The sequence below is a fragment of the Pseudomonas sp. AN-B15 genome (genome assembly GCF_019056475.1).
GTDB lineage: Bacteria > Pseudomonadota > Gammaproteobacteria > Pseudomonadales > Pseudomonadaceae > Aquipseudomonas > Aquipseudomonas parakoreensis.
On the sequence record NZ_CP049737.1, the window covers coordinates 2090236 to 2116123 of the forward strand.

A 25888-nucleotide genomic window follows, 5' to 3' on the forward strand; every position below is an offset into this window, starting at 1 on the left:
CGAGCACCGCGCGGTCGAGGCGCTGCCACAGAACCTGCTCTGGCAGGAAGACGTTGCTGATGCCGCCGCCCTTGAAGCCTTGGGTAATCGCGCCCAGCGCAGCCTCGATCTGCAACACGGGCCGTTGCTGCGTGCGGTGCTGGCAACTCTGGCCGATGGCACGCAGCGTTTGCAGTTGGTGATTCATCACCTGGCGGTGGACGGCGTGTCGTGGCGGATTCTGCTGGAAGACCTGCAAAACGCTTATCAGCAATTGCTGAATGATCAGCCGTTGAGCCTGCCGTCCCGGACCAGCGCCTTCAAGGACTGGGGTGAGCACTTGCAGCGCTACGCCAACAGCCCGGCGTTGCAGGCCGAACTGGATTATTGGCAGGCCTGCCTGAGCGATGTGAGCACCGATCTGCCGTGCAAACGCGTTGACGCCAGCCAGGACAATCGTCTGGCCCAGACCGTACAAACCCGCCTCGGCACCGAGCTGACCCGGCAACTGCTGCAAGAGGCCCCGGCGGCGTACCGCACCCAGGTCAACGATCTGTTGCTGACGGCATTGGCGCGGGTCATCGGCCGCTGGAGCGGGCAGGCGTCGACGCTGATCCAGCTCGAAGGCCATGGTCGCGAAGCACTGTTCGACGGCGTCGATCTGACCCGCACGGTGGGCTGGTTCACCAGCCTGTTCCCGGTGCGCCTGACACCGGCAGACACGCTTGGCGAGTCGATCAAGCAGATCAAGGAACAACTGCGCTCGATCCCCGACAAGGGTATCGGTTTCGGTGCCTTGCGTTACCTCGGTGATGCCGGAGCGCAGCAGCGCCTGCAGGCCTTGCCGAGCCCGCGCATCACCTTCAACTACCTCGGGCAGTTCGACGGCAGTTTCGCCGGCGATCACGCTGCGCTGTTCGTGCCGTCGCCGGACAACGCCGGCCTTGATCAGAGCCCGGAGGCGCCGCTGGGCAACTGGTTGACCCTCAACGGTCAAGTGTATGGCGGCGAGCTGCGGGTCGGCTGGACGTTCAGCCGCGAGCGTTTCGACAGCGCGGTGATCGAAGCCCTGGCCGCAGATTACGCCGCAGAACTCGCGGCACTGATCGGCCATTGCCTGACCCCGGGCGTCGAAGGTCTGACCCCGTCGGACTTCCCGCTGGCTGGCCTGACGCAGGCGCAGCTCGATCAGTTCCCGCTGGCGCCACGCCAGGTCGCCGATGTGTATCCGCTGTCGGCGATGCAGCAGGGCATGTTGTTCCACAGCCTCTACGAGCAGGCCACCGGCGATTACATCAACCAGGTCCGGCTCGATGTCGAAGGCCTCGATCCGCAACGCTTTCAGCAGGCCTGGCAAGCGGCGGTGGACAACCACGACATCCTGCGCAGCAGCTTTGTCTGGCAGGGTGAACTGGCGCGTCCAGTGCAGGTGGTGCACAAGCAACTGGATATGCCGTTCCGCGTCCTCGACTGGCGTGATCGCGACGCTTGCCAGAGCGATCTGAATGCGCTGGCCGCAGCCGAACAGGCGCAAGGTTTCGACCTGAGCCAGGGGCCGCTGTTGCGTATGGTCGTGGTGCGTCTGGACGAGCAGCGTTGCCATTTGATCTACACCAACCACCACATCCTGATGGACGGCTGGAGCAACTCGCAGTTGCTTGGCGAAGTCCTGCAACGCTACAGCGGAGTTGCCCAATCGCCACTGGCCGGGCGTTATCGCGATTACATCGAATGGCTGCAGCGCCAGGACGTGCAGGCCAGCGAACGTTACTGGACCGCGCAACTGGCTGACCTGCAAGCGCCGACCTTGCTCGCGCAAGCGTTGCAGGCGCAGCACGGCGATGCACCGCGCGACGGCCATGGTGAGCATTTCTGCGTGCTCGACGCTGAGCAGACGCGGCGTCTGGGCGAGTTCGCGCGCCAGCAGAAAGTCACCCTCAACACGCTGATTCAAGCGGCATGGCTGCTGCTGTTGCAGCGCCTGACCGGCCAGCCGTGTGTGGCGTTCGGTGCCACGGTGGCGGGGCGTCCGGCTGAACTCAAAGGGGTCGAGCAGCAGATCGGTCTGTTCATCAACACCTTGCCGGTCATCGCCAGCCCGCAGTCCTCATCGAGCGTTGGCGAATGGTTGCAGAGCGTGCAGGCGCAGAACCTCGCCTTGCGTGAACATGAACACACCCCGCTGTTCGATATTCAGCGTTGGGCCGAGCGCAACGGTGAGGCGCTGTTCGACAACATTCTGGTGTTCGAGAACTACCCGGTGTCCGAGGCGCTGGCGCAGGGCGCACCACAAGAACTGCGCTTCGGTGAAATCCACAATCATGAGCAGACCAACTACCCGCTGACACTGCTGGTGCACTTGAGCGACGAATTGTCGATGCACTTCAGCTACCAGTGCGAAAGCTTTGCCGCGCACAGCGTGATGCAACTGGCCGGGTATCTGCAGCGCTTGCTCGGGCAGATGAGCGAGTCGGGGGAGCGTTCGCTCAGCGAGCTGAACCTGATTGAGCACAGCCCGCAGGCGAACACCGACTTCTCCACCGATCTATGCATCCATCAAGCCATTGCCCATCAAGTGGCGGCGACCCCGGATGCCTTGGCGGTGACCTTCGCCCATACGCAACTGACCTACGCCGCACTGGACGCCCAGGCCAATCGCCTGGCGCACAAACTGCTTGAGTTGGGTGTCGGCCCGGAAGTGCGCGTGGGCGTGGCAATGCCGCGTTCCGAGCAGTTGCTGGTCGCCTTGCTCGCGGTGCTCAAGGCTGGTGGCGCTTACGTGCCGCTGGACCCGGACTACCCGGCGGATCGCGTGGCTTACATGCTCGAAGACAGTCGGGCGCGGGTGTTGCTCACCGAGCAGGCGGTTGCCGCGACCCTGAGCGTGCCGGGCGATACCCAAGTGCTGCTGGATCAGCTTTCGTTGAGCGATTATCCGAGCAGCGCGCCGCAAACATCGGTCGCTCCGGACAACCTCGCCTACGTGATCTACACCTCCGGCTCCACCGGCAAACCCAAAGGCGTGGCGATTGCCCATCGCAACGTCATGGCGCTGATCGACTGGTCGGCCAAGGTCTACCGCCGCGAGGACATTCAAGGCGTACTGGCCTCGACGTCGGTGTGCTTCGACCTGTCGGTGTGGGAGCTGTTTGTCACTCTGGCTAACGGTGGCTCGCTGATCATCGCCCGTAATGCCTTGGAGCTGCCGCACTTGCCGGCTCGCGATCAAGTTCGTTTGATCAACACTGTGCCGTCGGCGATTGCCGCGCTGCAGCGTGCCGGGCAGATTCCGTCGAACGTGCGCATCATCAACCTCGCTGGCGAGCCGCTGAAGCAAGCGCTGGTGGAGGCGCTGTACCAGCAGTCGACGGTCGAACACGTTTACGACCTGTATGGCCCGTCGGAAGACACCACCTATTCGACCTGGACCCGCCGCGGTGCTGGCGGTCAGGCGCGGATCGGGCGTGCCCTTGATCACAGCGCCAGTCATCTGCTGGATGCCGATCTGCACGCGGTGCCGCAGGGCGTTTCGGCGGAGCTGTACCTGTCCGGCGCCGGCATCACGCGCGGTTATCTGGGACGTGCGGCGATGACCGCCGAGCGTTTCGTGCCGAATCCTTTCGGCGGCAACGGCGAGCGCCTGTACCGTACCGGCGACCTGATTCGTCAGCGCGAGGAGGGCGATCTGGAGTACATGGGCCGGATCGACCATCAGGTGAAGATTCGCGGCTTGCGTATCGAGCTGGGCGAAATCGAAGCACGCCTGCTGGCGCATGCATCCGTGCGTGAAGCGGTGGTCGTCGCCAGCGAAGTGTCGGGCAGCCAGCAACTGATTGCCTATCTGGTGCCGAGCGATCCGGCGATCATCGACGCCAACGCCGAACAACAGGCCGAACTGCAGCAAAGCCTCGGCAACTGGCTGGGCACAACCCTGCCGGATTACATGGTGCCGAGCCATCGCCTGTGGCTGGCGCAGTTGCCGCTGACCCCCAACGGCAAGATCGATCGCAAGCGCCTGCCGGCACTGGAACTCAGCGCCGCGCAGTTGCATGTCGAACCGGCGAATGCCATTGAGCAGGCGCTGGTGCAGATCTGGAAAGAGGTATTGGGCCTTGAGCAGGTCAGCACCCACGACAGTTTCTTTGCCTTGGGCGGCGATTCGATCATCTCGATTCAGGTGGTCAGTCGCGCCCGTCAGCAAGGGCTGGAGCTGAGCCCGAAAGACCTGTTCCAGCAACCGACCATTCAGCAACTGGCCCTGTGCGTGCAGGCTGCCGAGGGGCGTGTGGCGCCGGAGCCGGCGCTGATCGACCTGCCGCTGCACGGCTTGAGCGAGGCGCAAGTCGCGCAACTACCACTGCCGGCCGGGCAACTGGACGGGCTCTATCGCTTGTCGCCGATGCAACAGGGCATGCTGTTTCTCGGCCTGAATTCGCCGGAATCGGACCTGTACGTCAACCAGTTGAGCGTTCCGGTGCAGGGCCTTGAGCCGTTGCGTTTGCAAGCCGCGTGGGAAAGCGTCAGCCGTCGCCACGACATTCTGCGCACCGGCTTCCTCTGGCAGGACATGGCCGAGCCGCTGCAATTTGTGCTCGCCGATCCGCAGTTGCCGTTCAGTCTGCTCGACTGGCGTGAGCGGGATCATTCGGCCGAAGCCTTGCAAGGTCTGGCGGATGCCGAGCGGGCCAAGGGCTTCGACCTTGACCAGCCACCGCTGCAACGCCTGACGCTGGTGCAAGTCGGCGAGCACAGCTATCAGTTGATCTGGACCTACCATCACATTCTGATCGACGGCTGGAGCAGTTCGCAGTTGATCGGTGAGGTGCTGAGCCAGTATTCCGGACGACCACTGGCCGACGCGGTGCCGTATCGCGGTTACATCAACTGGCTGCAACAGCAGGACGCGAACGCCAGCGAAGGTTTCTGGCGTCAGCACCTGAGCCTGCTCGACGAACCGACCTATCTGGCGGACGCGGTGACGCGTACCGGCAGCGGTCGCGGTCACCAGGCGCTGTACAGCCGTCTGGGCGAGGCCCGCACCGAACAGTTGAAAGCCTTTGCCCAGGCGCAGCAGGTCACCCTCAATACCTTGGTGCAAGGCGCGTGGCTGGTGCTGCTCAGCCGTTACAGCGGCCAGCGTTGCGTGGCGTTCGGCGCCACGGTGGCGGGGCGTCCGGCGAGCCTGCCGGCTTCGGAATCGATACTGGGCCTGTTCATCAACACCTTGCCAGTGATCAAGGACGTGCCGGCCGAGCAGGCCGTGGGCGCCTGGTTGCGCGAGTTGCAGGATTTCAACCTGGAGATGCGCGAGCGCGAGTACACCCCGCTGACCGACGTCCAGCGTTGGGGCGGGCGTGCCGGGCAGTCGCTGTTCGACAGCATCATTGTGTTCGAAAACCACCCGATCGATCAGGCGCTGCGCGAGTGGCGCGATGATTCGCTGACGTTTGGCGAGATCAACAACTCGGGCCTGACCAACTTCCCGATGGACCTGATGGTCACCCTCGAAGACGGGTTGGTGATCGAGTACATGTTCCTGCGCGAACATTTTGATCTGGCGACCGTGGAAGGCATCCGCAGCAACATGGAAGGCCTACTCACCGCGCTGGTTCAGGACGCCGGGCAGGCGCTGGGACGCATCGGTCTGCCGACCGGGCACGTCGCGCCTGCGCCGCACGTTGTCGCGCAAGCGCAGACCACGCTGGTGCACCAGCGCATTGCCGGGTGGGCCGCGCAGCGGGCCGAACAAACCGCCGTGATCTTCAATGAGCAAGCCTTCAGCTACGGCGTGATCGACGCGCGGGCCAATCGTCTGGCGCATGCGCTGATCGCCGAAGGTGTCGGTCCGGAAGTGCGGGTCGGTGTGGCCCTGCCACGCAGCGAAAACATGATCGTCGCGCTGTTGGCGGTGCTCAAGGCCGGTGGCGCCTATGTGCCGCTGGACGCGACCTATCCCCGCGAGCGCTTGAGTTATCTGATGCACGATTCGGGCATCGCCTTGCTGCTCAGCGATTCGAGTCTGCGTCAGGTGCTGCCGACCCAGGCCAACCTGCAGGTGCTGGAACTCGATCAGCTGGATCTGCGTGCTCAGCCGGATTCGGCGCCGCAGGTCACGGTGCAGCCGGGCAACCTGGCCTACGTGATCTACACCTCCGGCTCCACCGGTCAGCCGAAAGGTGTCGGCGTGGCGCACGGGCCGTTGGCGATGCACTGTCAGGCGATCGGCCAGCGATATGAAATGAGTGCGGCCGATTGCGAATTGCATTTCATGTCGTTCGCTTTCGACGGCGCGCATGAGCGCTGGCTGACCACCCTCACGCACGGCGCTCGTTTGCTGATTCGCGACGATAATCTGTGGACGGCCGAACAAACCTTTGACGCCTTGCATCAGCATGGCGTGACTGTGGCCGCGTTCCCGCCGGTGTATCTGCAACAACTGGCTGAACACGCTGAGCAGCACGGCAATCCGCCGCCGGTACGGATCTACTGCTTCGGCGGGGATGCGGTGCCGGTGGCGAGTTTCGAACTGGCCAAACGCGCACTGCAACCGCAGTACATCATCAACGGCTATGGCCCGACCGAAACGGTGGTCACGCCGCTGATCTGGAAGGCCGCGGTCGACGATCAATGCGGCGCGGCCTATGCGCCAATCGGCAGCGTGGTCGGCGAGCGCACGGGTTATATACTCGACAGCGACCTCAATCCGCTGCCGGCCGGCATTGCCGGTGAGTTGTACCTGGGCGGTGCGTTGGCGCGCGGTTATCTGGGACGCGCCGGTGGCACCGCCGAACGTTTCGTTGCCAACCCGTTCAGCGCCGACGGCAGTCGCCTGTACCGCACCGGCGACTTGGTGCGCCGGCGTGCCGACGGCACCGTCGACTACCTCGGGCGGATCGACCATCAGGTGAAGATCCGTGGTTTCCGCATCGAACTGGGTGAAATCGAAGCGCGCCTCAAGCAGCAGCCGGGCGTGCGTGACGCCGCCGTGGTGGCCCGCGAGGGTGTCAGCGGCAAGCAACTGCTCGGCTATGTATTGGCCGCTACCGACACGCCGGCCGACGGTTTGGGCGAGCGTCTGCGCGAGCAACTCAAGGCCAGCTTGCCGGATTACATGGTGCCGGCACACTTGATGGTACTTGAGCGCATGCCGCTGACGCCGAACGGCAAGCTCGACCGCAAGGCCTTGCCGAATCCGGACGCCGAACAGCGTCTGGCCTATGTCGAACCGCGCACCGAGCTGGAAAAAGCCCTGGCGAAGATCTGGCAGGAAGTGCTGAAAATCGAACGGGTCGGGCTCACCGACAACTTCTTTGAGCTGGGTGGCGATTCGATCCTCAGCCTGCAAGTGGTGGCCCGCAGCCGCGCGCTCAAGGCTCAGGGCCTGAGCCTGAAACTGCGCGATCTGATGCAGAAACCGAGCATCGGCGAACTAGTGGCCAGCGTTCAGGGCACGGCGGAAAAAGCCTCCGGGTTGCTGGCGATGAATGCCGAGGTCAAGGGCGTGGCGCCGCTGTTCTGCCTGCACGCCGGATTCGGCACGGTGTTCGACTACGAGCCGCTGGCGCGCCGTTTGAGCGGTCGGCGTCAGGTGTTGGCGATTCAGTCGCGGATGCTGCTGGATCCGGCGTTCAACGACACCTCGCTGCAGGAAATGGCCAGTGAGTATCTGGCGCAGATTCGCCAGAAACAGCCGCAGGGGCCGTATCACCTGCTGGGCTGGTCGCTGGGCGGTACGCTGGCGATGTTGATCGCCGCGCAACTGGAGCAGGCCGGGCAACAGGTCAAGTTTGTCGGGCTGGTCGACAGCTTCGTGCCGTCGGCGGCGGTCGACGCCGGGGCGGTCGATGACTGGCAAACCGACCTGCGCGACTTCCTGCAAGTGACGTTGCCGGACGCCGTACCGGGCTTGTCCATCGACGGTGAAGAAGCGCCGCACAACCTGCGCGCGCTGTTCCAGCGTGCCATGAGTGCCGAGCGCGGGGCGTCGACTTACGTGGCACTGGGTGCCGATGAACTGGCGCATGTGTTCAGCGTGGCGCGCCGGCTCAAGCAGTTGTCGCTCAAGCTTGAGCGCTGTGCGCCGCTGACCGTCAACCCGGTGTGCTGGTGGACCTTGGGTCGCGAAGCCGAGGCACTGGAGCTGGCGGCGCAACTGGGTCAGCCGGGCATGGGCGGCGAATGGCTGGATTGCGGGCACTTCCAGATCCCGCGCGATGAAACTTTCCTGTCCGAGGCTGAAGAAATGCTCGGCCAGATCGTTGAATCAGTAGTCATGTCCTGAAACCTGCTGTGAAACCCAAGTAAAACCGATCGGGCGCTGATGGCGCCCGATCGCTTTGGAGATTTGAATGTCATTGAATCCTGATATCGCCGCATTTCTGCAACTGGTCGGCAACGGCCGGGCCAGTGGCAAACGCGTCGGCATGCATGAGTTGAGCCCGACCGAAGCCCGCGAACAATTCGATCAGTCATCGTTGCTGATGGACGCCGGCGGTGAAGAACTGGCCGTGGTGGATGAGCTGCAATTGCCGGTGCGTGACGGCGCACTGTTGCACGCGCGGATCTACAGCAATCATCCGTTGCAGGCGGGCGCCGGTCGTCCGGCGCTGTTGTATTTCCATGGTGGCGGCTATGTGGTCGGCAGCCTCGACTCGCATGATTCGCTGTGCCGCGCGCTGGCCTCGCTGGCCGATTGCGTGGTGCTGTCGGTGGCGTACCGACTGGCGCCGGAACATCGTTTTCCGACAGCGGCCGATGACGCCCGCGATGCCTGGGACTGGCTGGTGGCGAGTGCTGCAGATCTGGGCATCGACACGGCGCGACTGGCGATTGCCGGTGACAGCGTCGGTGGCAGTCTGGCCACGGTGCTGGCTGCGCAACTGACGGCTGCCGCTGAGCAGCCGCGCTTGCAGGTGCTGATTTATCCGGTCACCGATGCCAGTCGCAGCACGCCGTCGATCGAGCGTTTCGCCGAAGGCTATCTGCTGGAGAAGGCTTCGCTGCAGTGGTTTTACGAGCACTATCAGCGTGATGCCAGCGATCGTCTCGATCCGCGTTTCTCGCCGTTGCTCGGCGAAGTTCCGGCCAATGTCGCGCCGGTGCTGATGGTGTTGGCCGAGTGTGATCCGTTGCACGATGAGGGGGTGGCTTATGCGCGGCGTTTGCAGGCGGCGGGGGTTGCTGTGGCGCTGAAGGTTTATGAGGGGATGACCCACGACTTTATGCGTATGGGGGCGATTGTTGATGAGGCTGAGGAGGCGCTGGGGTTGATTGCTGGGCGCTTGGTGGAGGTGTTTGCTTTGGCTTGACCGGGGTGGGGGGGAATATCCGTTGCTGCGGTAACGGCCACCTAGGGTTCCGCCCTGACGGCGGGTCACTTTTGGCAAACGCCCCAAAAGTAACCAAAAGGTCTATGCCCTGACGTTCGGCCCTCGCTTAGGCTCGGGTTCCTTCGCTGCGGGATTCATCCGGGGGGCAGCGCCTACGGTTTGCTTCGCTGCACCTCCTCTCGCTGTGTTTGGCTGCGCCAAACGGTCGCTGCGCTCCCACCCCCGGATAAATCCCTCCACTCAGCCTGCCGACGGGCCCTCAGATCAAGAGCGGTACTCGAGCTAACGCTCATCGTGTTGAGTGGTGAAAAGCGGGTGCGGTCTGCTGTGACTTTTGTGGGAGCTGGCTTGCCAGCGATGGCGGCCTGACAGCCGACCAATTTCTAACTGAAAACACCCGATCCCACTGTGGGAGCTGGCTTGCCAGCGATGGCGGCCTGACAGCCGACCAATCTCTAACTGAAAACACCCAATCCCCTGTAGGAGCTGCCGAAGGCTGCGATCTTTTGATCTGCTTTGGCTTTGGCTTTGGCTCTTGATCTGGCTTTTGATCTTCAGCCCCTTCGGCAGGCCGAGCGAAGGTGTCCATCCGGGGGGTAGGCGCGTAGCGCCATGCGGCGAAGCCGCATACATCGAGAGGAGGTGCAGCGAAGCAAACCGTAGGCGATGCCCCCGGATGGACACCGTAGCGAGGGAACACTGAGCCTCAGCGAAGTGCCGTACGCTGGGGGAAGCCTTTTTGGTTACTTTTTCGGCGTTTGGAAAAAGTGACCCGCCGTAAGGGCGGAACCCTAAGCGGCCATAACCGCAGCAACGGATATGCCCCCAAAACCCCAAGAGCCTGGTCGGCCCAAAGGCCGCCAAGCCCCAATCAGCCCCCAAAAAAAACGCCAGCAAATGCCGGCGTTTCAGTGAGCGCTAAACGTATTACCAGTTGTAGGTCACGTCAGCAGTCATGGTCCGGCCTTCGCCGTAGTAGCAATCGAGGGTACCGTTGCACGCTGCCACATATTTCTCGTCGGTGAGGTTTTGCAGGTTGGCTTGCAGCTTCACGCCTTTGACGTGCAGCGGCGATTTCTCCAGGTCGTAAGAGACCATGGCGTCATACACGGTGTAGGACGGAATCTGGAACGAGTCCGACTCGTAATCCGAACCGTAGCTGCTGCGCACGTAGCGGGCGCCCAGGCCCATGCCGAAACCGGCGAGGGCGGTGGAGATGTCGAAGTCGTAGTTGACCCACGCGGAGGCGGTCAGTGGTGGACGCATGGCCAGGGTGCGACCTTCGCGACCGTCGTTGTCTTTCTCCCACTTGGTCTGGTTACGCGACACCGCCGCCAGCACGCGCAGGTTGCGGGTGACGTTGACCTTGCCTTCCAGCTCGATACCGCGCGAACGCACGGAGCCGCTCTGGGTGCTGAAGCCCGGGTTGTTGAGGTCGGTGGTGAGCATGTTGTCCTGGTCGATCTGGTACGCCGACAGCTGAATGAAGCCGTCGATCGACTTCGGCTCGTACTTGACGCCGACTTCGTACTGCTTGCCGGTGGTCGGTTCGAAGGCGCTGCCGCTCATGTCGGTACCGGTTTGCGGCAGGAACGATTCGGCGTAGCTGACGTACGGTGTGATGCCGTTGTCGAACTCGTAGCCCAGGCCGGCACGCCCGGTGAACTTCTCGTCCTTCTGGTTGCTGTGGCCGCCGCTCAGCGGTTGCTTGTTGTCGGTTTCGGCGAAGTCATAACGACCGCCGAGGGTCAGGAACCACTGGTTCCAGCGCAGTTGATCCTGAGCGTACAGGCCGGTCTGGGTGATGGTGTTGTCCCACTTGTACGGCTGGCGGAAATTGATCTGGCTGCCATACACCGGGTTGTACAGATCCAGACCTGGAGCGGTGCGGTCGTACAGGCCGAGGAATCTCGAATTGTAGTGGTAGTAGTCCACGCCCAGCAGCACGGTGTGCTCGACGTCGGCGGTGTTGAACTTGGCCTGGGCGATGTTATCGATGCCGTAGACCTTGTTGTGCTGCGACCAGTCCACCGCATAACGGCTCTGGTAGCTGCCGTCGTTGAGGCCGGTGACCGGGTTGGTCGGGAACGCATAACCGTGCAGCGGCGCCACGTACTGGTCGTTGATGTCGGCGTAACGCGCGTTCTGCTTCAGGGTCCAGACGTCGTTGAGTTCGTGGGCAATCTCGTAACCGACCACGAACTGCTCGCGGTGGTACTTGTTCACGTCCGGCTCACCGAGGAACAGGCTGCGGCTGATGCGCCCGGCCTGGCTGCGATGCACGGTGCCGTTGGCCGGCAGGCCCTGGGCTTCCGGTACGTCGTGGTCTTTCTGGTACTGACCGAACACGGTGATGGTGGTCTGATCGTTAGGCAGCCAGGTCAGGCTTGGCGCCAGCAGCATGCGGTTCTGGCTGGCGTAGTCGATGGCCGAGCCGCTGTCGTTGACCACGCCGGTCAGGCGATAGAGGAATTCGCCCTGATCATCGATCGGGCCGCCGAGGTCGAAGGCACCGTACTTGCGGTCATAGCTGCCGCCACCGAGCTTCACTTCGTGCAGCGGGGTCGCGGTCGGACGCTTGCTGACCATGTTGACGATACCGCCAGGCTGGTTCTGGCCGTACAGCACCGAGGCCGGGCCCTTGAGCACTTCGACGCGCTCCAGGGTGTACGGGTCGATCTGCAGCGAACCGCCGGTGCTGCCGCCGCCGTAAGGCATGTGCAGGCCGTCGAGGTACAGCGGAGTAGGGGAGAAGCCACGGGATGTCGGTTCGTCGAAGATCTTCACCCGGTCCGAGAAACCGCCGCCGGTCATGCCCGGCGTGTATTGCAGAGCTTCGGTGACGGTCTTCGAGCCGCGCATCTTGATTTCGTCTTGAGTGACGACGTTGATGGTCTGCGGGATTTCCTTGAGCGACGAATCGGTCTTCGAACCGGTGGCGCTGCGTTTGGCGACGATCCCGTCGACCGGGCCCCAAGCCGATTCTGCCGTGGCGGAAATGCTGGTCGGGGCCAGATCGAGGCTGGCGCCACCGCTGCTGCGCGAACGCAAGGCGACGTTGTTGCCCTCGACGCTGTAGGCGATGTTCGTGCCTTGCAGCAGTTGCGCGATGGCGGCGGTCGGTTCCAGGTTGCCACTGACCGTGCTGCTGCGCAGACCGCTGACCTCATCCGGGCTGTACAGCACTTGGAGGTTGGTCTGGCGACCGAATTCCTGCAGCGCGCTCCCCAGCGACTGTGCAGGAATATTGATCGCCACGGCAGCGGCCTGGGCCTGGCCGGCCATCGGTACGGTCAGGGCCATGGCGCAGAACGCTGGCAAGGTGCAACGGAAGGAGCGGCGGATCAGCAGAGCCTTGGCGAGCGGGTGGAGTCCGTGCGGTGCGGGCATTGTTCTTCTACTCTTCAAAGTTTTGACTGAGAACTATTTCTATTAACTGTTAGTAAGACGTTGAGCCTTCCGAAAACCGGAAAGCTCACTGCCATTTTTTTTACAAATTTTTCACAGTCAGGCGGGTTGCAGCTCAGTGACCACTTTGCCGGCGCTCATGCGCACCAGTTGGTCGGCGACATCGAAGTAACGATCGTCGTGGGAAATGACGATGATGGTCTTGCCCAGACGCTTCAGGTCCGGCAGCAGCTCGGTGTAGAAAATCCGCCGGAAAGTCGGGTCCTGATCGGCGGCCCACTCGTCGAACACCAGCACCGGACGTTCCTCCAGCCAGGCGTTGATCAGGGCCAGACGCTTGCGCTGGCCGGTGGACAGATCGGTGGTGGTGAACGAGCCGTCACGCACACTGACCTTGTGCGCAATTTCCAGGCGCTCCAGGTATTGGTTGGCGTCTTCCGGGATATGGGTGTCGCCCTGAACCACGTCGTCGAACAGGTAATAGTCGGCGAAAATCGTGGTGAACAACTGGCGGTAATCGTCGCGGTTGCTGGCGTCGACGAGCTGCTGGTTGAGGCGGATTTCGCCTTGCTGTGGCGCGTACAGACCCAGCAGCAATTTGATCAGCGTGGTCTTGCCGCAGCCGTTTTCGCCGACGATGAAAATGATGTCGCCCTGTTCGATTTTCAGGTTTACCGGCCCCAGCCGGAACGGCTTGGCGCCTTCTACCGTCGGGAAACTGTACGAGACATCGGTCAGTTCCAAACTGTGCACCGGGGTCTTTTGATGGCCCTGATCGCTGAGCAACAGGTGCGGTTCGGGCGAGGAAAACTGCTCGGACAGATCGGCAATGCGGCGGAACGCAATCTGCGCGCGACTGACGATTGGCAAGGTGCCGATGATGTGTTCCAGCGGCCCTTTCATGTACAGCAGCACCAGCACGAAGCCGCTCATCACCGCTTTGTCGGCGCTCGGCCACAGCGATTGCAGGCCCAGCGCCAGGCCGATCACCACGAAGAACAGCATCGAGCCCAAAGTCTTGGCGACCACGAAAATGTTTACCGAACGCACCTGCGTCGCGCAGATCTTGTCGGCCGTGCCTTCGATGCCCGAGACAAACATGCGATGCCGGCGCGGGCGGTGGATGCGCAGTTCCTTGGCGCCCTCGGCGACCGCGTGGTAGTGCTTCTGCAACTCGTCCTCGTAGTCGCGGGCCTTGAGGAAACCCTGCATGCCGCGCCCGCGCGCGATGTACTGAATGACCGTGCCGATCAGGATCGCCACCGCCATCATCAGGAACATCGGCCACGACAGCATCGCCAGGTAGCCCATGCAACCGAGGGTCACGGTCAGGGAAATCGCCAGCGGCGCAAAGGCGAAAGCGAAGTCGCTGATGGTGTCGACGTCGTGGGTCAGCACCGGAATCAGCCGATGGCTGCGGTAGCGCTCGATCTGCTCGATCGGCGCCGAGAGGACTTTCTCGCCGAGCTCTTTGCGCAATGTAGCGATGATGTGCTGGCCGACGAAATTGGTGCCGATGTCGGAAAAGATCGAGCTGGTCAGCGCCAGCAGGCACAGGCCGGCGAACACCGCGACCATGGTGCTGGTCAGTGCGCCCTCGGCGTGCAGCACATTGTTGATGGTCGCCAGCAACGCGGTGACACTCAGGCCACCGACCATGCCGAGCAGGATCGACACGCTGACGATCAGTCGAAAGGGTTTGAGCAGGGCGAACAATTCATTGATCACCCCGCGTGTTGGTTTGCTCATGGAGGTTCCCTGCTTGAAGGAGCGGCGAACACCGGCACTGCGCGTGGGGTTCGCCTGGATGACGTAGAGGGCGGTGGGCGCACCGTGGAGATCGCGCCCACCTGTAGAACGACTGGCAGGACGGCTAATTTAGCCGGGCGATGGCCTTACAGATCGCGGGCGACCCTGAAGCCGATCCAGTCGCCACGGGTGTCGGTGTAGGTGGCGTTGCGGTTGCCCGAACGCGAGAACACCGGTGCCTCGCCCCAGTCGTTGCCACGGATGCGCCGCACGTCGCACTTGCCGCTTAACCAGGCACTGCCATCGCTTGGCGCGCCGACGTAGTTGTCGTTGTAGCAATCGGCGGTCCACTCATAAATATTGCCGTGCATGTCGTAGACGCCGAAGGCATTGGCCGGGAAGCTGCCGGCCGGCGCGGTGAAGTTGTAGCCATCGGCGGCGCCGTAGGTGTTGGCGTGTTTGGCGATGCTGTATTCCTTGCCTTCGTCAAACGGGAAAGGGAACGGCCCCGTGCTGCCGGCGCGGGCGGCGTATTCACGCAGCGATTCGCTGACCAGTCGATAGGGCTGGCCGGTCTTCTTCGACAGCCAGGCCACGTAAGCTTCGGCCTCCGGGAAATCCATGCACACCGCCGGGTGCTTGTCGGTGTACTGCTTGCGCGGGTCGCTGCCCTGATAATCCGGGATGCCCGCCTTGCACGCGCGACCGGGGCGCGTGTCGCCGTCGGGCATCTTGTAGCCGCTGTCCTTGAGGTAGGCGTCCCACTCGCCGCGCAGAATCTGGAAACGGCTGATCGCCAGCGGTTTGGCAAACGTCACCGGGTGCATCGGCCCTTCATCCGGTTCGCGGCCAACCTCATCCTCCGGCGTGCCCATGGTAAACGTGCCGGTGGGCAGCACGACCATTTCCGGGCAGTCCTTGCAGTCCTTGAACACCTTGCCCGGCGCAGGCGGGGTGGCGGCCTGCGCGGCACCCGGCAGCAGGCCGGCGGCGAGGGCGGTGAGCATCAGCGCCGGCAGCGCCTTCAAGGAAAATCGACGCAGTTCACTGTTCATTGCGAGTCTCGCTAAAAGGGAAAAAGGGAGCGTCCGGGTCAAAGGGCCTGATCGAGCACGGCCAGCAAACGGTCGATTTGCTCTTCGTCGTTGAGCAGACCTGGCGCGGTGCGGATCACCGGGCCGACGTCGCGGTGCACGGCATCGGCCACCACCCGCTTGGCCATCAGGTGCGCGGCGATCTTGTCGCTGTCCTTGCCCTTGACCCGGAAGAAGGTGAAACCGGCGGACAGCTCAGGGCTCAGCGGCGTGACCAGTTCGATCTGCGGACGTTGCTGCAGGCGTTGTTTCAGGTAGCTGTTGAGCGCGTGAATGCGCGCCTCGACCTCGGCCTTGCCCAGCTCAAGATGCAATTTGAACGCTTCGTCCAGCGCCCAGCGGTGTTCGAACGAGTGATAGCCGCCAGGCGTCATGGTGGTGGAAAACGCCGTGGCTTCGGAGAACGTCGGAATGATCGGGGTCACGTACCTGACTTCGGCGAAGCGGCTGCAGACGATGCCGGTGCCGCGTGGGCCGAACATCCACTTGTGGGTGCCGGCGATGAAGAAGTCGCAGTTCATTTGCGCGAAGTTCAGGTTGTCTACGCCGAAGCCATGCACCCCGTCGACCACGTAAACGATGCGCTCGGCGTCGCTGCGCCCACGGTTGTGCCGGTCGACGATGGCGCCGATTTCACCGATGGGCAGTTTCATGCCGCTGCCCGAATGCACCCAGCACATGCCCAACACCCGGGTTTCGGGACGGATGGCGCTGTCGATGGCAGCAAGGATTTCTGCTTTGCTCGCGTTGTACGGATCCTTGAACAGGCGAATCTTGCGCACCCGGGTGCCGTCGCGTTCGGTGCGCAGGGCGAGGATGGTGTGGGTCGCGTAGTGCTCGTGTTCGGTGGTGAGGATTTCCTGATCGGGGCGCACGTGTACGCCGCCGTAGATCGTCGCCAGACCTTCGGTGGTGCTGCCGGTCAGGGCGATCTGTTTTGCATCGGCTTGCAGATAGCGACCGGCCCAGACCCGCACGTTCTCTTCGCGCTGTTCGATCACGCCGTGGTCCCAATCCATGGCCAGGCCGGGATTGTTGTCGAGGGCGGCGCGGTGCCGCTCAATCGCCTCGCGCACCGGTTTCGGGTGTGAGGTGATCAGAAAGTTGGAGAAGTGCAGATACGCCGGATCCTGATCGAACAGCTGCTGCAACTGCGCCCACTTGTTGCCAGTCACGGGCGCAGCGCTCGCGGCACCGGCGACATTCGGCAGGCTCGCGCCCAGTGGCAGCGCCGCCGCGAGAATCCCCGCCTGCTTCAAGAACTCACGACGATTGCTCATGGCTTGGCAGTTCCCGGCGCAGCGGCCAGGGCCGGTTTCGCGGCTTTCTCGACCTGATCCCAAACCCGCAGGAAGTTGCCGCCCCAGAGCTTGGCGATGTCCGCTTCGGAGTAACCGCGCGAGATCAGCTCGGCGGTGACGTTGCGAATTTCGCCGACGTTCTCGAAGCCTTTGACGCCGCCACCTTCGTTGAAGTCGGAGCTGATGCCGACATGGTCGATGCCGATCTTGCGCACCGCGTAATCGATGGCATCGCCCAGATCCTTGAGGCTGGCTTTCGGTTCCTCTTCGAGGATCGCGTACAGGCGACTGGCGTACTGGCCGAACTTCTGCTCCGACCACGCGGCAATGATCGGGTCGCCCGGCATCAACGCCATCGCCAGGTTCGGCAGCGGCGGCAGGTCGAAGTCCTTGCGCATCGCGTTGAGCTTGTCCTGGGTTTGCTGGGTGAGCGGACGCAGGTACTGCGAAAACGCAACGATCTGCACCACGCCGCCGCTGTTTTTGATCAGCTGCATTTCCTTGTCGCTGAGGTTGCGCGGAATATCGACCATCGCACGCGGCGCCGAATGCGAGGCCACCAAAGGCGTGCGGCTCAGTTGCGCAACTTGTTCGAGGGCCTTGGTCGACATTTGCGAGACGTCGATGATCACGCCCAGATCGTTGAGACGCTTGACCGCTTGCTTGCCCAGATCCGAGAGACCGTCGAGGGCGTCCGGCGAATCATTGAGGAATGGCAACGGTCGCGACGAATCCGCCCAGTCGTTGTTACCGATGTAGCTGAAGCCGAACATGCGCATGCCGCGCGCCGTCCACAGGTCCAGCAGGTTGAGGTCGTGGCCCAGCGGATAGGCGTTGAGCATGCTGATGAAAATCGCGAATTTGCCTTCGCCGTGCAAGCGCCGGAAGTCGTCGGGGGTGTAGGCGATGGCGACCTGATTGGGGTAATCGCGAACCATGCCGGAGATGATCTTGAAGCGGATCTCCTGCTGGTTGCGTGCCTCGTCGACGAAGCCGGGGGTCGGCTTGTGCGGGGCGTTCGGGCCGTTCCACATTTCCGGCCAGCCGAAGATGGTCAGCGCGGCGCCGGACAGGCGTCCACGGCTGGCCTTGGCCAGGTCGAACTGGCCGTCGCCGTCCTTGTCGGCCTCGTGGCCGTCGGTGCCGAAATTTTGCGTCAGGCTGACATGGCTGTCGAAAGACAGCATGCGTTCGTGCAGCTCATCGGCCTGCTTCATGACTTTGGCCGGGTAGCCGAGGTCGTCCTTGAACCAGTGGTGCCACACGGCAAAGCCTGCACCGGCGCTGATCGCCAGGGCCAACGGCAGGCCGATGAATAGAGCCTTTTTCGAACGTGGTTTTGTCATTGCCATCTCAGTCAGGTTCGCCATCGAGGTGCAGGCGCGGGGGCCTTCGCTATCTGGGAAGAACGAGTGGTTGGCCGTGGAATTTAGGTTGCCAGGTTAAAAGATCGCAGCCTGCGGCAGCTCCTACATTGGAACGCGATCACTGTAGGAGCTGCCGAAGGCTGCGATCTTTTCAAACCCACATAAATTTACCCGCGCAACAAACGTTCTAGCTTGGATAAAGCCTGCTTCATGGCTGACACAGGTAGGGCAATGAAGATTTCTCGACGATGGTTCATGGCGGGCCTGGCGCTGACCGGCGCTGCCGTGCCTGCGGCGTATTTCGGGCATCGTGAATGGACGAAGCCGGACCCGACGATCACCCCGGGCGAAGCGTCTTTCGACGTCGCGGACAGGGCCGGGCAGCGCTTGGCAAATGCGTTGCGCGGGGTGTGGGATATCCGTTTCGAAGGTGCCGATGCCGGTCTCGAAGGCTTGCCACCCAAGGGTCTGCAAGTGTTTCTCGACATCGGCCAGAAGGGGCGCGGGGTGTGCGGTTTTCTCGACACGCCCGAGCGCCTGCGTTCCGCTGAAACCCCGCGTTACCGGATTCTTGGCGACCTCGCGAAAGCCGATGCGGCGAAGTTGAGTTGGCGCCTGATCGGTGCCGATGGCCAGATCAGCTATGAGCTGGAGATGATCCTCGATGAGGTCTGGGCCGACTTCGGCAATGCCGGCAGTGGCACCCTCAGCGGCAAGGCCTTGCGCCTGGACCGGTCGCTGGCCTTGCCGGCGCAGGACAACCGCTTTGTCGCCGTCAAGCGGCTGTTTCCCGAAGCGCGCGAGCGCACGCCGCTCAACCCGACGTTGCTGGCGTGGTTGATCTCGCCCGAGCATCGCCTGTTTCACCAGTTGTGGCATGCGACCCGGGACAAGTGGCACAAGCTGCCCGAGGACAAACGCGAAGCCTTGCGCGGTATCGGCTGGCAGCCCGGCCCGCGCGACAAGGAGCGCGATGCCCGAGGCCCGCGCAAGGATCGCAATGGTTCGGGCGTGGACTTTTTCTTCATGCACCGGCACATGCTCGGGACGGCGCGGTCGATGCAGGATCTGCCGTCGTGGGAATTCTTCCCGCTGCCGCAGCCGGAGCTGATCCGCGACCGCGTCGGCTTCGCCCGCTATTTCGACAACCACGACGGCTCAGCCTTGCCACCCACCTGGACGGCGGCGGGCGATGACGAATTCAGCCAATGGGTCAGCGACATCAAGACCGCCGAAACCTACGAAAGCAACTTCCAGGTCTGGGAGTCGCAGTACCGCGATCCGGCGTATCTGGCCCGGCTCACCCTCGGCCAGTTTGGCTCCGAAGTCGAACTGGGCCTGCACGACTGGCTGCACATGCGCTGGGCCTCCGTGCCGCGCGATCCGTCCAACGGTCAGCCGGTGCCATTTGCCCGCGATCCGGCGGACTTCGCGGCCCGCTGGTACAACGCCGAAAACGACTTCCTTGGCGATCCGTTTTCTTCCCACGTCAACCCGACGTTCTGGCATTTCCATGGCTGGATCGATGATCGCATCGAGGACTGGTTCCGCGCCCACGAGCGTTTTCACCCGGGCGAAGTCACGCGGCTGCAGGTCAATGGCGTGCCATGGTTTGCCCCGGGGCGCTGGGTGGAAGTCGATGACCCGTGGCTCGGGCCGATCACCCATGGTTGCAGTACCACGCCGGGATTGCAGGTGGGCAAGTCGGTGGAGATGGATCCGGAAACCATGAAGCTGGCGCTGCGCATCACCTTCATCACCGACGAGGAAAAACTCGCCGGCCTGTTCCGTCGCGTGCCGCAACGGCCATGGTATGCGCGCAATCTGAAGGCTAAAACCAGCCCGGCTTGAGGGCTGCGTCATCGATCATGCGCGAGCAGGCTCGCTCCCACAGGTTCAGGTGTCAGCCCGAGAGAGCGGCAACACCGCCAATCGATGTGGGAGCTGGCTTGCCAGCGATAGCATCGGGTCAGGCAACGTTGATGTTGGCAGTGCTGGCCTCATCGCTGGCAAGCCAGCTCCCACAGGGTTATGTGTCAGCCCGAGAGAGCGGCAACACCGTCAATCAATGTGGGAGCTGGCTTGCCAGCGATAGCATCGGGTCAGGCAACGTTGATGTCGGGAGTGCTGGCCTCATCGCTGGCAAGCCAGCTCCCACAGGGTTGTTGTGTTGATTCGATTACAGCGTCTGCCACCCGCCGCCAAGTGCCTTGTACAGCGCAATGCTCGCCTGCACTCGTGACAGCCGTAGTTGTGCATGCTGATCCTGGGCCGCGTACAGCGTGCGCTGGGTTTCCAACACGGTCAGCAAGTCTTCGGCGCCGGCTTGGTAGCGGCTCTGGGCGATGTCGAACGCGGTCTGCGCCTGATTCAGTTCTTCGTTCTGCCACAGCCGCTGCTCATCCAGGCGACGAATGCTATTGAGCGCTTTTTCCACATCGGCGAACCCGTTGATGATCGCCCCACGGTAGGTTTCCAGCAGCTCTTGCTGGCGCGCCGTGGCCTTGTCGCGCTCAGCGCCGAGGCGACCGTTATTGAAAATCGGTGCGACCAGTCCGGCGGTCAGGTTGTAGAAAGGGCTGCGAATCAAATCGTCGAACTGATTGGCGCCTGAGCCGAGTTGGGCGGTCAGGGTCAGTGCCGGCAACATGGCCGAGCGAGCGACTTTGACGTCAGCTTCGGCGGCGGCCAGTTGTGCTTCGGCGCGGGCGATGTCCGGACGCTGGGTGAGCAACTCGCTGGGGACGCCGGCGGCGATATCTGGCCATTGCAGGTGATCGAAGGACTCTGTCGCCGACAGTTGCTGCACCGGTCGGCCAAGCAGGGCGGCGAGGCTGATCAACGCCTCCTGGGCTTGCTGTTGCACGCGCGGCAAGTGCCATTGCTGGGCGGCGACCAGGCTTTTCTGCTGGGCCAGTTCCAGTGCGGTGGCGGAGCCTGAATCAAACCGCGTCTGCACCAGTTTCAGCACGCTTTGTGCGTTGGCCAGATTGAGTTCGGCGATGCGACTCTGCTCGCGCAGCGACAAGGTTTGCGCATACGTACTGGCAACGCTGCTGAGCACTGTCAGCTCGACCGTCGCCCGGTCGAATTCGCTGGCCTGCAGGGCGAACTGGGCACTGTCGCGCGACGCGCGTTTGCCGCCCCAGAAATCGATTTCGTAGGTGGCGCTGAGGTTGGTATCGAAATAGTCCACAGCCTTGTTGCTGCTGTTGGCATCGAGTTGGCTGTAGCCATTACCGCGCAGCAGTTTCTGCCGATTGGCATTCAGGCCGGCCTTGACCTCCGGCAGCTGTGAGCCGCCAGCGATGACGGTACCCGCCTGCGCCTGACGCACGCGAGCAACGGCGGCCGCGAGGTCGAAACTGCCGACGCGCGCCTGTTCGATCAGGCGATCCAGTTCCGGGCTGCCAAATTGCGTCCACCATTGCGGGTTGTTGCGCGCAAGGCTGGCCGCCGGCGCCGATTGCCAGGCGGCGGGCGGCTGCACGCCGCTGTCGGGACGCTGGACGGGACTGCCGCAGGCGCTGAGCAACAGGCACACGGTCAACAGGCTGAGGCGCGGTTTCATAGATCGATCATTCACTGGTAAGGGCCGTGACCGGGTCGAGCCGGGCAGCTTTGCGGGCAGGCATGAAGCCGAAGACAACACCGGTGACCAGGGCGCAACCGAAGGCACCGAGCACCGCCATCATGGAAAAAGCCACGGCCACTTCGCTGAGGATCAGCACGCCGCCGACGAGCAGCGCCAGGGCGATGCCGGCAAGGCCGCCGACCACCGAGAGCATCACCGCTTCGGTGAGGAACTGCCGGAGGATGTCGCGCTGGCGGGCGCCGGTGGCCATGCGAATGCCGATCTCGCGAGTCCGCTCACGCACGGTCATCAGCATGATGTTCATCACCCCGATCCCGCCGACCAGCAGCGAGATCGCGGCAATCGAGCCGAGCATCAGCGACAGGGTGTTCTGGGTGCGCGCCTCGGCCTGAATCATCGCGGCGTTATTGGTCAGTTCGAAGTCCTTCTTGCCGTTGTGCAGGCGCAGCATCAGTTGCTCGATGGCCTGCTCGGTGTCCTTGACCTTGCGCGCGTCGGCGGCGGCGATGGCCACGTATTCCGGATTGCGCGTGCCGAACAGCCGGACGCTGGCCGCCGAATAGGGAATGGCGATGCGATTGTCGCTGTCGGAGTCGCCGGAACTGGCGCCTTTTTCCGCGAGCACGCCGACCACCTGGAACGGCACATTCTCGATCAGGATGAATTGGCCGATCGGGTTCGGCACATCCTTGAGCAGTTTGCTGCGGACCTTGTGGCCGATCACCGCGACGGCTGCAGCGTTCTGCTCATCGGCCTCGGTGAAGTAACTGCCTTGCACCACCGGCCAGTTGAAGATCGCCGGAAAGTGGGTGTCGTTGCCACCGACGTAACTCAGGTGGTCGGCATTACCGTAACGTACGCCGGCCTCGGCGCCGTTGACCGGCATGATCCGCTGCACTTGCGGCAGGCTGGCCAGGGCGTGCACCTCGTCGAGGGTGATGATCCCCGGCGGCGTGCGCGGGTTGGGCGCCGAGCCGCTCAGGTAAATGATGTTCGAACCGAACGCGCCCATCTGCGCCATCACCTGGCGTTTGCTGCCTTCGCCGACCGCCAGCATGACCACCACCGACGCCACGCCGATGATGATCCCGAGCAGGGTCAGCGCTGTGCGAAAGCGGTTGATCCACATCATTCGCCACGCGGCGTGCAGGGCATCGACCAGTTCGCCTTTCCAGGCGCCGGTGGCTTCGGCGCCGTCGGCCAGACGCTGGCGCAGATCCACCGCTTGCAGGGCGCCGGGGTTGGCGCTGGTCTGAGCTTCTGGGTTGTCGCGGGCGCTGTCGCTGATGATCAGGCCGTCGCGGATTTCGATGATGCGTTTGGCCCGGGCCGCGACTTCGCGGTCGTGGGTGATGAGGATCACCACGTGGCCCTGGCTCGCCAGTTCATCGAGCAGCGCCATCACCTCTTTGCCGCTGTGGCTGTCGAGGGCGCCGGTGGGTTCGTCGGCGAGGATGATGTGGCCACCGTTCATCAACGCCCGGGCAATCGACACCCGTTGCTGTTGGCCACCGGACAACTGATGCGGACGATTGCCGGTGCGCGAGGCGAGGCCGAGGCGGTCGAGCAGGGCGGCGGCGCGGGCGTGACGCTCGGCAGCCGGGGTGCCGGCATAGATCGCCGGCATCTCGACGTTTTCCTGGGCCGAGCCGGAGGGAATCAGGTGGTAGCCCTGGAACACGAAGCCGAAGGCTTCGCGGCGCAGCCAGGCCAGCTCGTCGTTGTCGAGGCCGGCAACGTTTTCCCCGGCGAAGCGGTACTCGCCGGAGGTCGGGCGGTCGAGGCAGCCGAGGATATTCATCAAGGTCGATTTGCCGGAGCCGGAAGCGCCGACAATCGCCACAAATTCACCGGCGTGGATCGACAGGTCGATGCCGCGCAGCACGTGAACCTCCGGAGCGTCACCGCCACCGTAGGATTTGCGAATGTCCTGCAGGTCGATCAGAGGCGTTTGCATTCAGCCTCCGTTGCCGTCGACCGGGCCAATCAACAAGTGATCGCCTTCGTTGAGGCCGTCGACAATCTGCACCTTGAGCCGGTCGCTGATGCCGGTGCGCACCTCGCGTTGCTGGATGTCGCCGTTGGCCGCGACCACCTGTGCGGTCTGCAGGTTGGCGCTAGTGCTGCCCTGCAACGCGGCGACCGGTGCGGTAAGCACGCCTTTGGCCTGATTGGCGACGAAAAACACTTGGGTGGTCATCTCGGCCATCAAGGCGTTGTCGGCGTTATCAACGTCAAGCAAAACCGTGTACAGCACAACGCGGGCGCTGCCGCTTTTACTGCTGCTGGCCGGGCTGCCACCGCCCTGGCTGGTCTGATCCAGCGGCTTGGGCGGCACCGGCAGAATCTGCCGTACGGTGCTGCTCCAGCGCCGCTGACCGCCGCTGAGGGTGGTGAAGTAGGCGGTCATGCCCGGTTTGACATGACCGATGTCGGCCTCGGAAACCTCGGCCCACACGGTCATCGGTGACAGTTTGGCGATGCGCAGGATCAGCGGCGTCTGCTGTTGCGCGTTGAGGGTCTGGCCTTCGCGGGCGTCGAGGGCGACCACGGTGCCGGCCATCGGCGCGTAGATCCGCGTGTAGCCGAGCTCAGCCTGATCGCTGCGCAGGCTGGCTTCAGCCTGGCGGATCTGTGCCTGGAACATGTCGACGCGGGCCTGAGTGGCTTTCAGTTCGGCGCGGGCGGTCTGCACGTCTTCTTCACGGGTGGCGCCGCCGGCGGCGAGATGCCGCTGCCGCTGATACTTCTGCTGCGCCAGCTCATGCTGGGCGCGCTGCTCCTGCAATTGCGCCTTGAGGTTTTCGATGGAGAAGCGCCCGGCGTCGAGTTTGGCCTTCTGCGTGGACGGATCGATCTCCACCAACAGTTGACCTTCCTTGACCACGTCACCGACTTCGACATGGATTTTCTGGATCTGCCCGGAGGCCTGCGCGCCAACATCGACATAACGGCGCGGTTGCAGGGTGCCCAGTGCGGTGACGCTGCTTTCGATGTCGCCACGGCTGACTTGAACGGTGGCGAAGCGCTCGCGGCCCGGCGGCATGATTTGCCACGCGGCGTAGGCAACAACGGGAATCAGACACAGGGCTGCGAGCAGGGCGCGTCGGGCGGGGCGGGGACGTTTCATGCAGGGTTCCGGCCAGTGGAATTCGGCCCGTCGTTCGGCTGCACGCCACAGCGCGCAGCCGCTGAACGCTGTCGCAGGGCACGACAGACACGGGGAGCTGTCCTGTAAACGATGAATGCGCAGGGGAATTTAAGCGAAGACACAGGATGTTACAGGTATAGAACGGCACTATTTGGCGGGCAACGACAAACGCCACTTTAAATCTATATGAGAATTACTATAAATTACGCACCTCAAGTTGCCACTATCTTGCTACCCGTGTTTGCGGGGCCGTCGATCAGTGTGCTCAAGGATCGAATCCGCATCGAAGCGGCCGGGAGTCATGTTGGAAAACTACTATCGCGAGCTGGTGTGTTTCCTGAACGCCAAGCTCGGCAACCGTCAGGTCGCCGAAGATGTGGTGCATGACGCTTATGTGCGCGTACTGGAACGCTCCAGCGACACGCCCATCGAGCAGCCCCGGGCGTTTCTCTATCGCACTGCGCTGAATCTGGTGATCGACGATCATCGGCGCAACGCCTTGCGTCAGGTCGAGCCGCTGGAAGTGCTCGACAGCGAAGAGCGTTATTTCACCCCGTCGCCCCACGGCACCCTCGATCACGGCCAGCGTCTGGAGATGCTCCAGCGCGCCCTGGCAGAATTGCCGCCGCTGTGCCGCGACAGTTTTCTGCTGCGCAAGATCGAAGGCCTGTCGCACCCGCAGATCGCCGAACAGCTGGGGATTTCCAAGGCACTGGTGGAAAAACACATCGTCAATGCGATGAAGCATTGCCGCCTGCGCATCAAGCAATGGGATGCCCATTGAGCCGCCGTCGCTAAATTTTATTTCCCTGTCCTCGTTCCTACTCAACAGACGACCTGCTGTCCTGCTCAAGGCCAGTCGGGTCACTTAGGCTCTCCTTTCCCCTTGTTGAGGGGTTCATCCAGAGGACACTG

The 25888-nt window shown here is 63.1% G+C and carries 12 protein-coding genes (1 of these 12 cut by a window edge); 4 read left to right on the plus strand and 8 right to left on the minus strand.

Going from position 1 to position 25888, the window contains the following annotated elements; translation table 11 throughout:
• Positions 1-8260, plus strand: the 3' portion of a protein-coding gene (locus tag GTQ41_RS09550) for a non-ribosomal peptide synthase/polyketide synthase (RefSeq protein WP_217325487.1). The gene continues 6734 nt to the left of window position 1, outside the view; only the last 8260 of its 14994 coding nucleotides appear in the window; its start codon lies beyond the left edge, outside the window; the stop codon is at positions 8258-8260.
• 67 nt (positions 8261-8327) lie between these two features.
• Positions 8328-9287: an alpha/beta hydrolase gene (locus GTQ41_RS09555; RefSeq protein ID WP_047291357.1), complete on the plus strand. Its 960-nt coding sequence runs from the start codon at positions 8328-8330 to the stop codon at positions 9285-9287.
• A gap of 948 nt (positions 9288-10235) precedes the next feature.
• Here the strand turns inward: GTQ41_RS09555 and GTQ41_RS09560 are convergent.
• The 5 genes from GTQ41_RS09560 to pvdM all read right to left on the minus strand — a co-directional run bounded on the left by GTQ41_RS09560 (position 10236) and on the right by pvdM (position 18206).
• Positions 10236-12698 (minus strand): TonB-dependent siderophore receptor, encoded by a 2463-nt coding sequence (locus GTQ41_RS09560; RefSeq protein ID WP_047295206.1) that lies wholly within the window; start codon positions 12696-12698, stop codon positions 10236-10238.
• Between the two features lie 117 nt (positions 12699-12815).
• Positions 12816-14465 (minus strand): cyclic peptide export ABC transporter, encoded by a 1650-nt coding sequence (locus tag GTQ41_RS09565; RefSeq protein ID WP_047295203.1) that lies wholly within the window; start codon positions 14463-14465, stop codon positions 12816-12818.
• A 146-nt stretch (positions 14466-14611) separates the two neighbouring features.
• Complete coding sequence (locus GTQ41_RS09570; RefSeq protein WP_047295202.1) at positions 14612-15520, minus strand: formylglycine-generating enzyme family protein; 909 nt, start codon at positions 15518-15520, stop codon at positions 14612-14614.
• 38 nt (positions 15521-15558) lie between these two features.
• On the minus strand, positions 15559-16839 hold the full coding sequence (locus GTQ41_RS09575) for an aminotransferase class V-fold PLP-dependent enzyme (protein WP_047295200.1): 1281 nt from the start codon (positions 16837-16839) through the stop codon (positions 15559-15561).
• Complete coding sequence (pvdM, locus tag GTQ41_RS09580; protein ID WP_047295198.1) at positions 16836-18206, minus strand: pyoverdine-tailoring dipeptidase-like protein PvdM; 1371 nt, start codon at positions 18204-18206, stop codon at positions 16836-16838. Before pvdM ends, GTQ41_RS09575 begins: the two co-directional genes overlap by 4 nt.
• A gap of 252 nt (positions 18207-18458) precedes the next feature.
• Between pvdM and GTQ41_RS09585 the strand changes: the two genes are divergently transcribed.
• Positions 18459-20078, plus strand: coding sequence for a PvdJ/PvdD/PvdP-like protein (locus GTQ41_RS09585; RefSeq protein ID WP_131670070.1), 1620 nt, complete (start codon positions 18459-18461; stop codon positions 20076-20078).
• A gap of 328 nt (positions 20079-20406) precedes the next feature.
• Here the strand turns inward: GTQ41_RS09585 and GTQ41_RS09590 are convergent, their stop codons facing one another.
• Genes GTQ41_RS09590 through GTQ41_RS09600 form a run of 3 tightly spaced genes read right to left on the minus strand, consistent with a single transcriptional unit; the run spans position 20407 to position 24952 of the window.
• On the minus strand, positions 20407-21798 hold the full coding sequence (locus GTQ41_RS09590; RefSeq protein WP_047295194.1) for an efflux transporter outer membrane subunit: 1392 nt from the start codon (positions 21796-21798) through the stop codon (positions 20407-20409).
• A 7-nt stretch (positions 21799-21805) separates the two neighbouring features.
• On the minus strand, positions 21806-23779 hold the full coding sequence (locus tag GTQ41_RS09595; protein ID WP_047295192.1) for a MacB family efflux pump subunit: 1974 nt from the start codon (positions 23777-23779) through the stop codon (positions 21806-21808).
• A complete protein-coding gene (locus tag GTQ41_RS09600; protein WP_047295190.1) occupies positions 23780-24952 on the minus strand; it encodes an efflux RND transporter periplasmic adaptor subunit in 1173 nt (390 codons plus the stop codon).
• Positions 24953-25274: 322 nt separating this feature from the next.
• Here GTQ41_RS09600 and GTQ41_RS09605 point away from each other — a divergent pair, with 322 nt between their 5' ends.
• The gene (locus tag GTQ41_RS09605; RefSeq protein WP_047295188.1) at positions 25275-25757 is read left to right on the plus strand and encodes a sigma-70 family RNA polymerase sigma factor; all 483 of its coding nucleotides are present in this window, start codon (positions 25275-25277) and stop codon (positions 25755-25757) included.
• Positions 25758-25888: the final 131 nt, after the last annotated feature.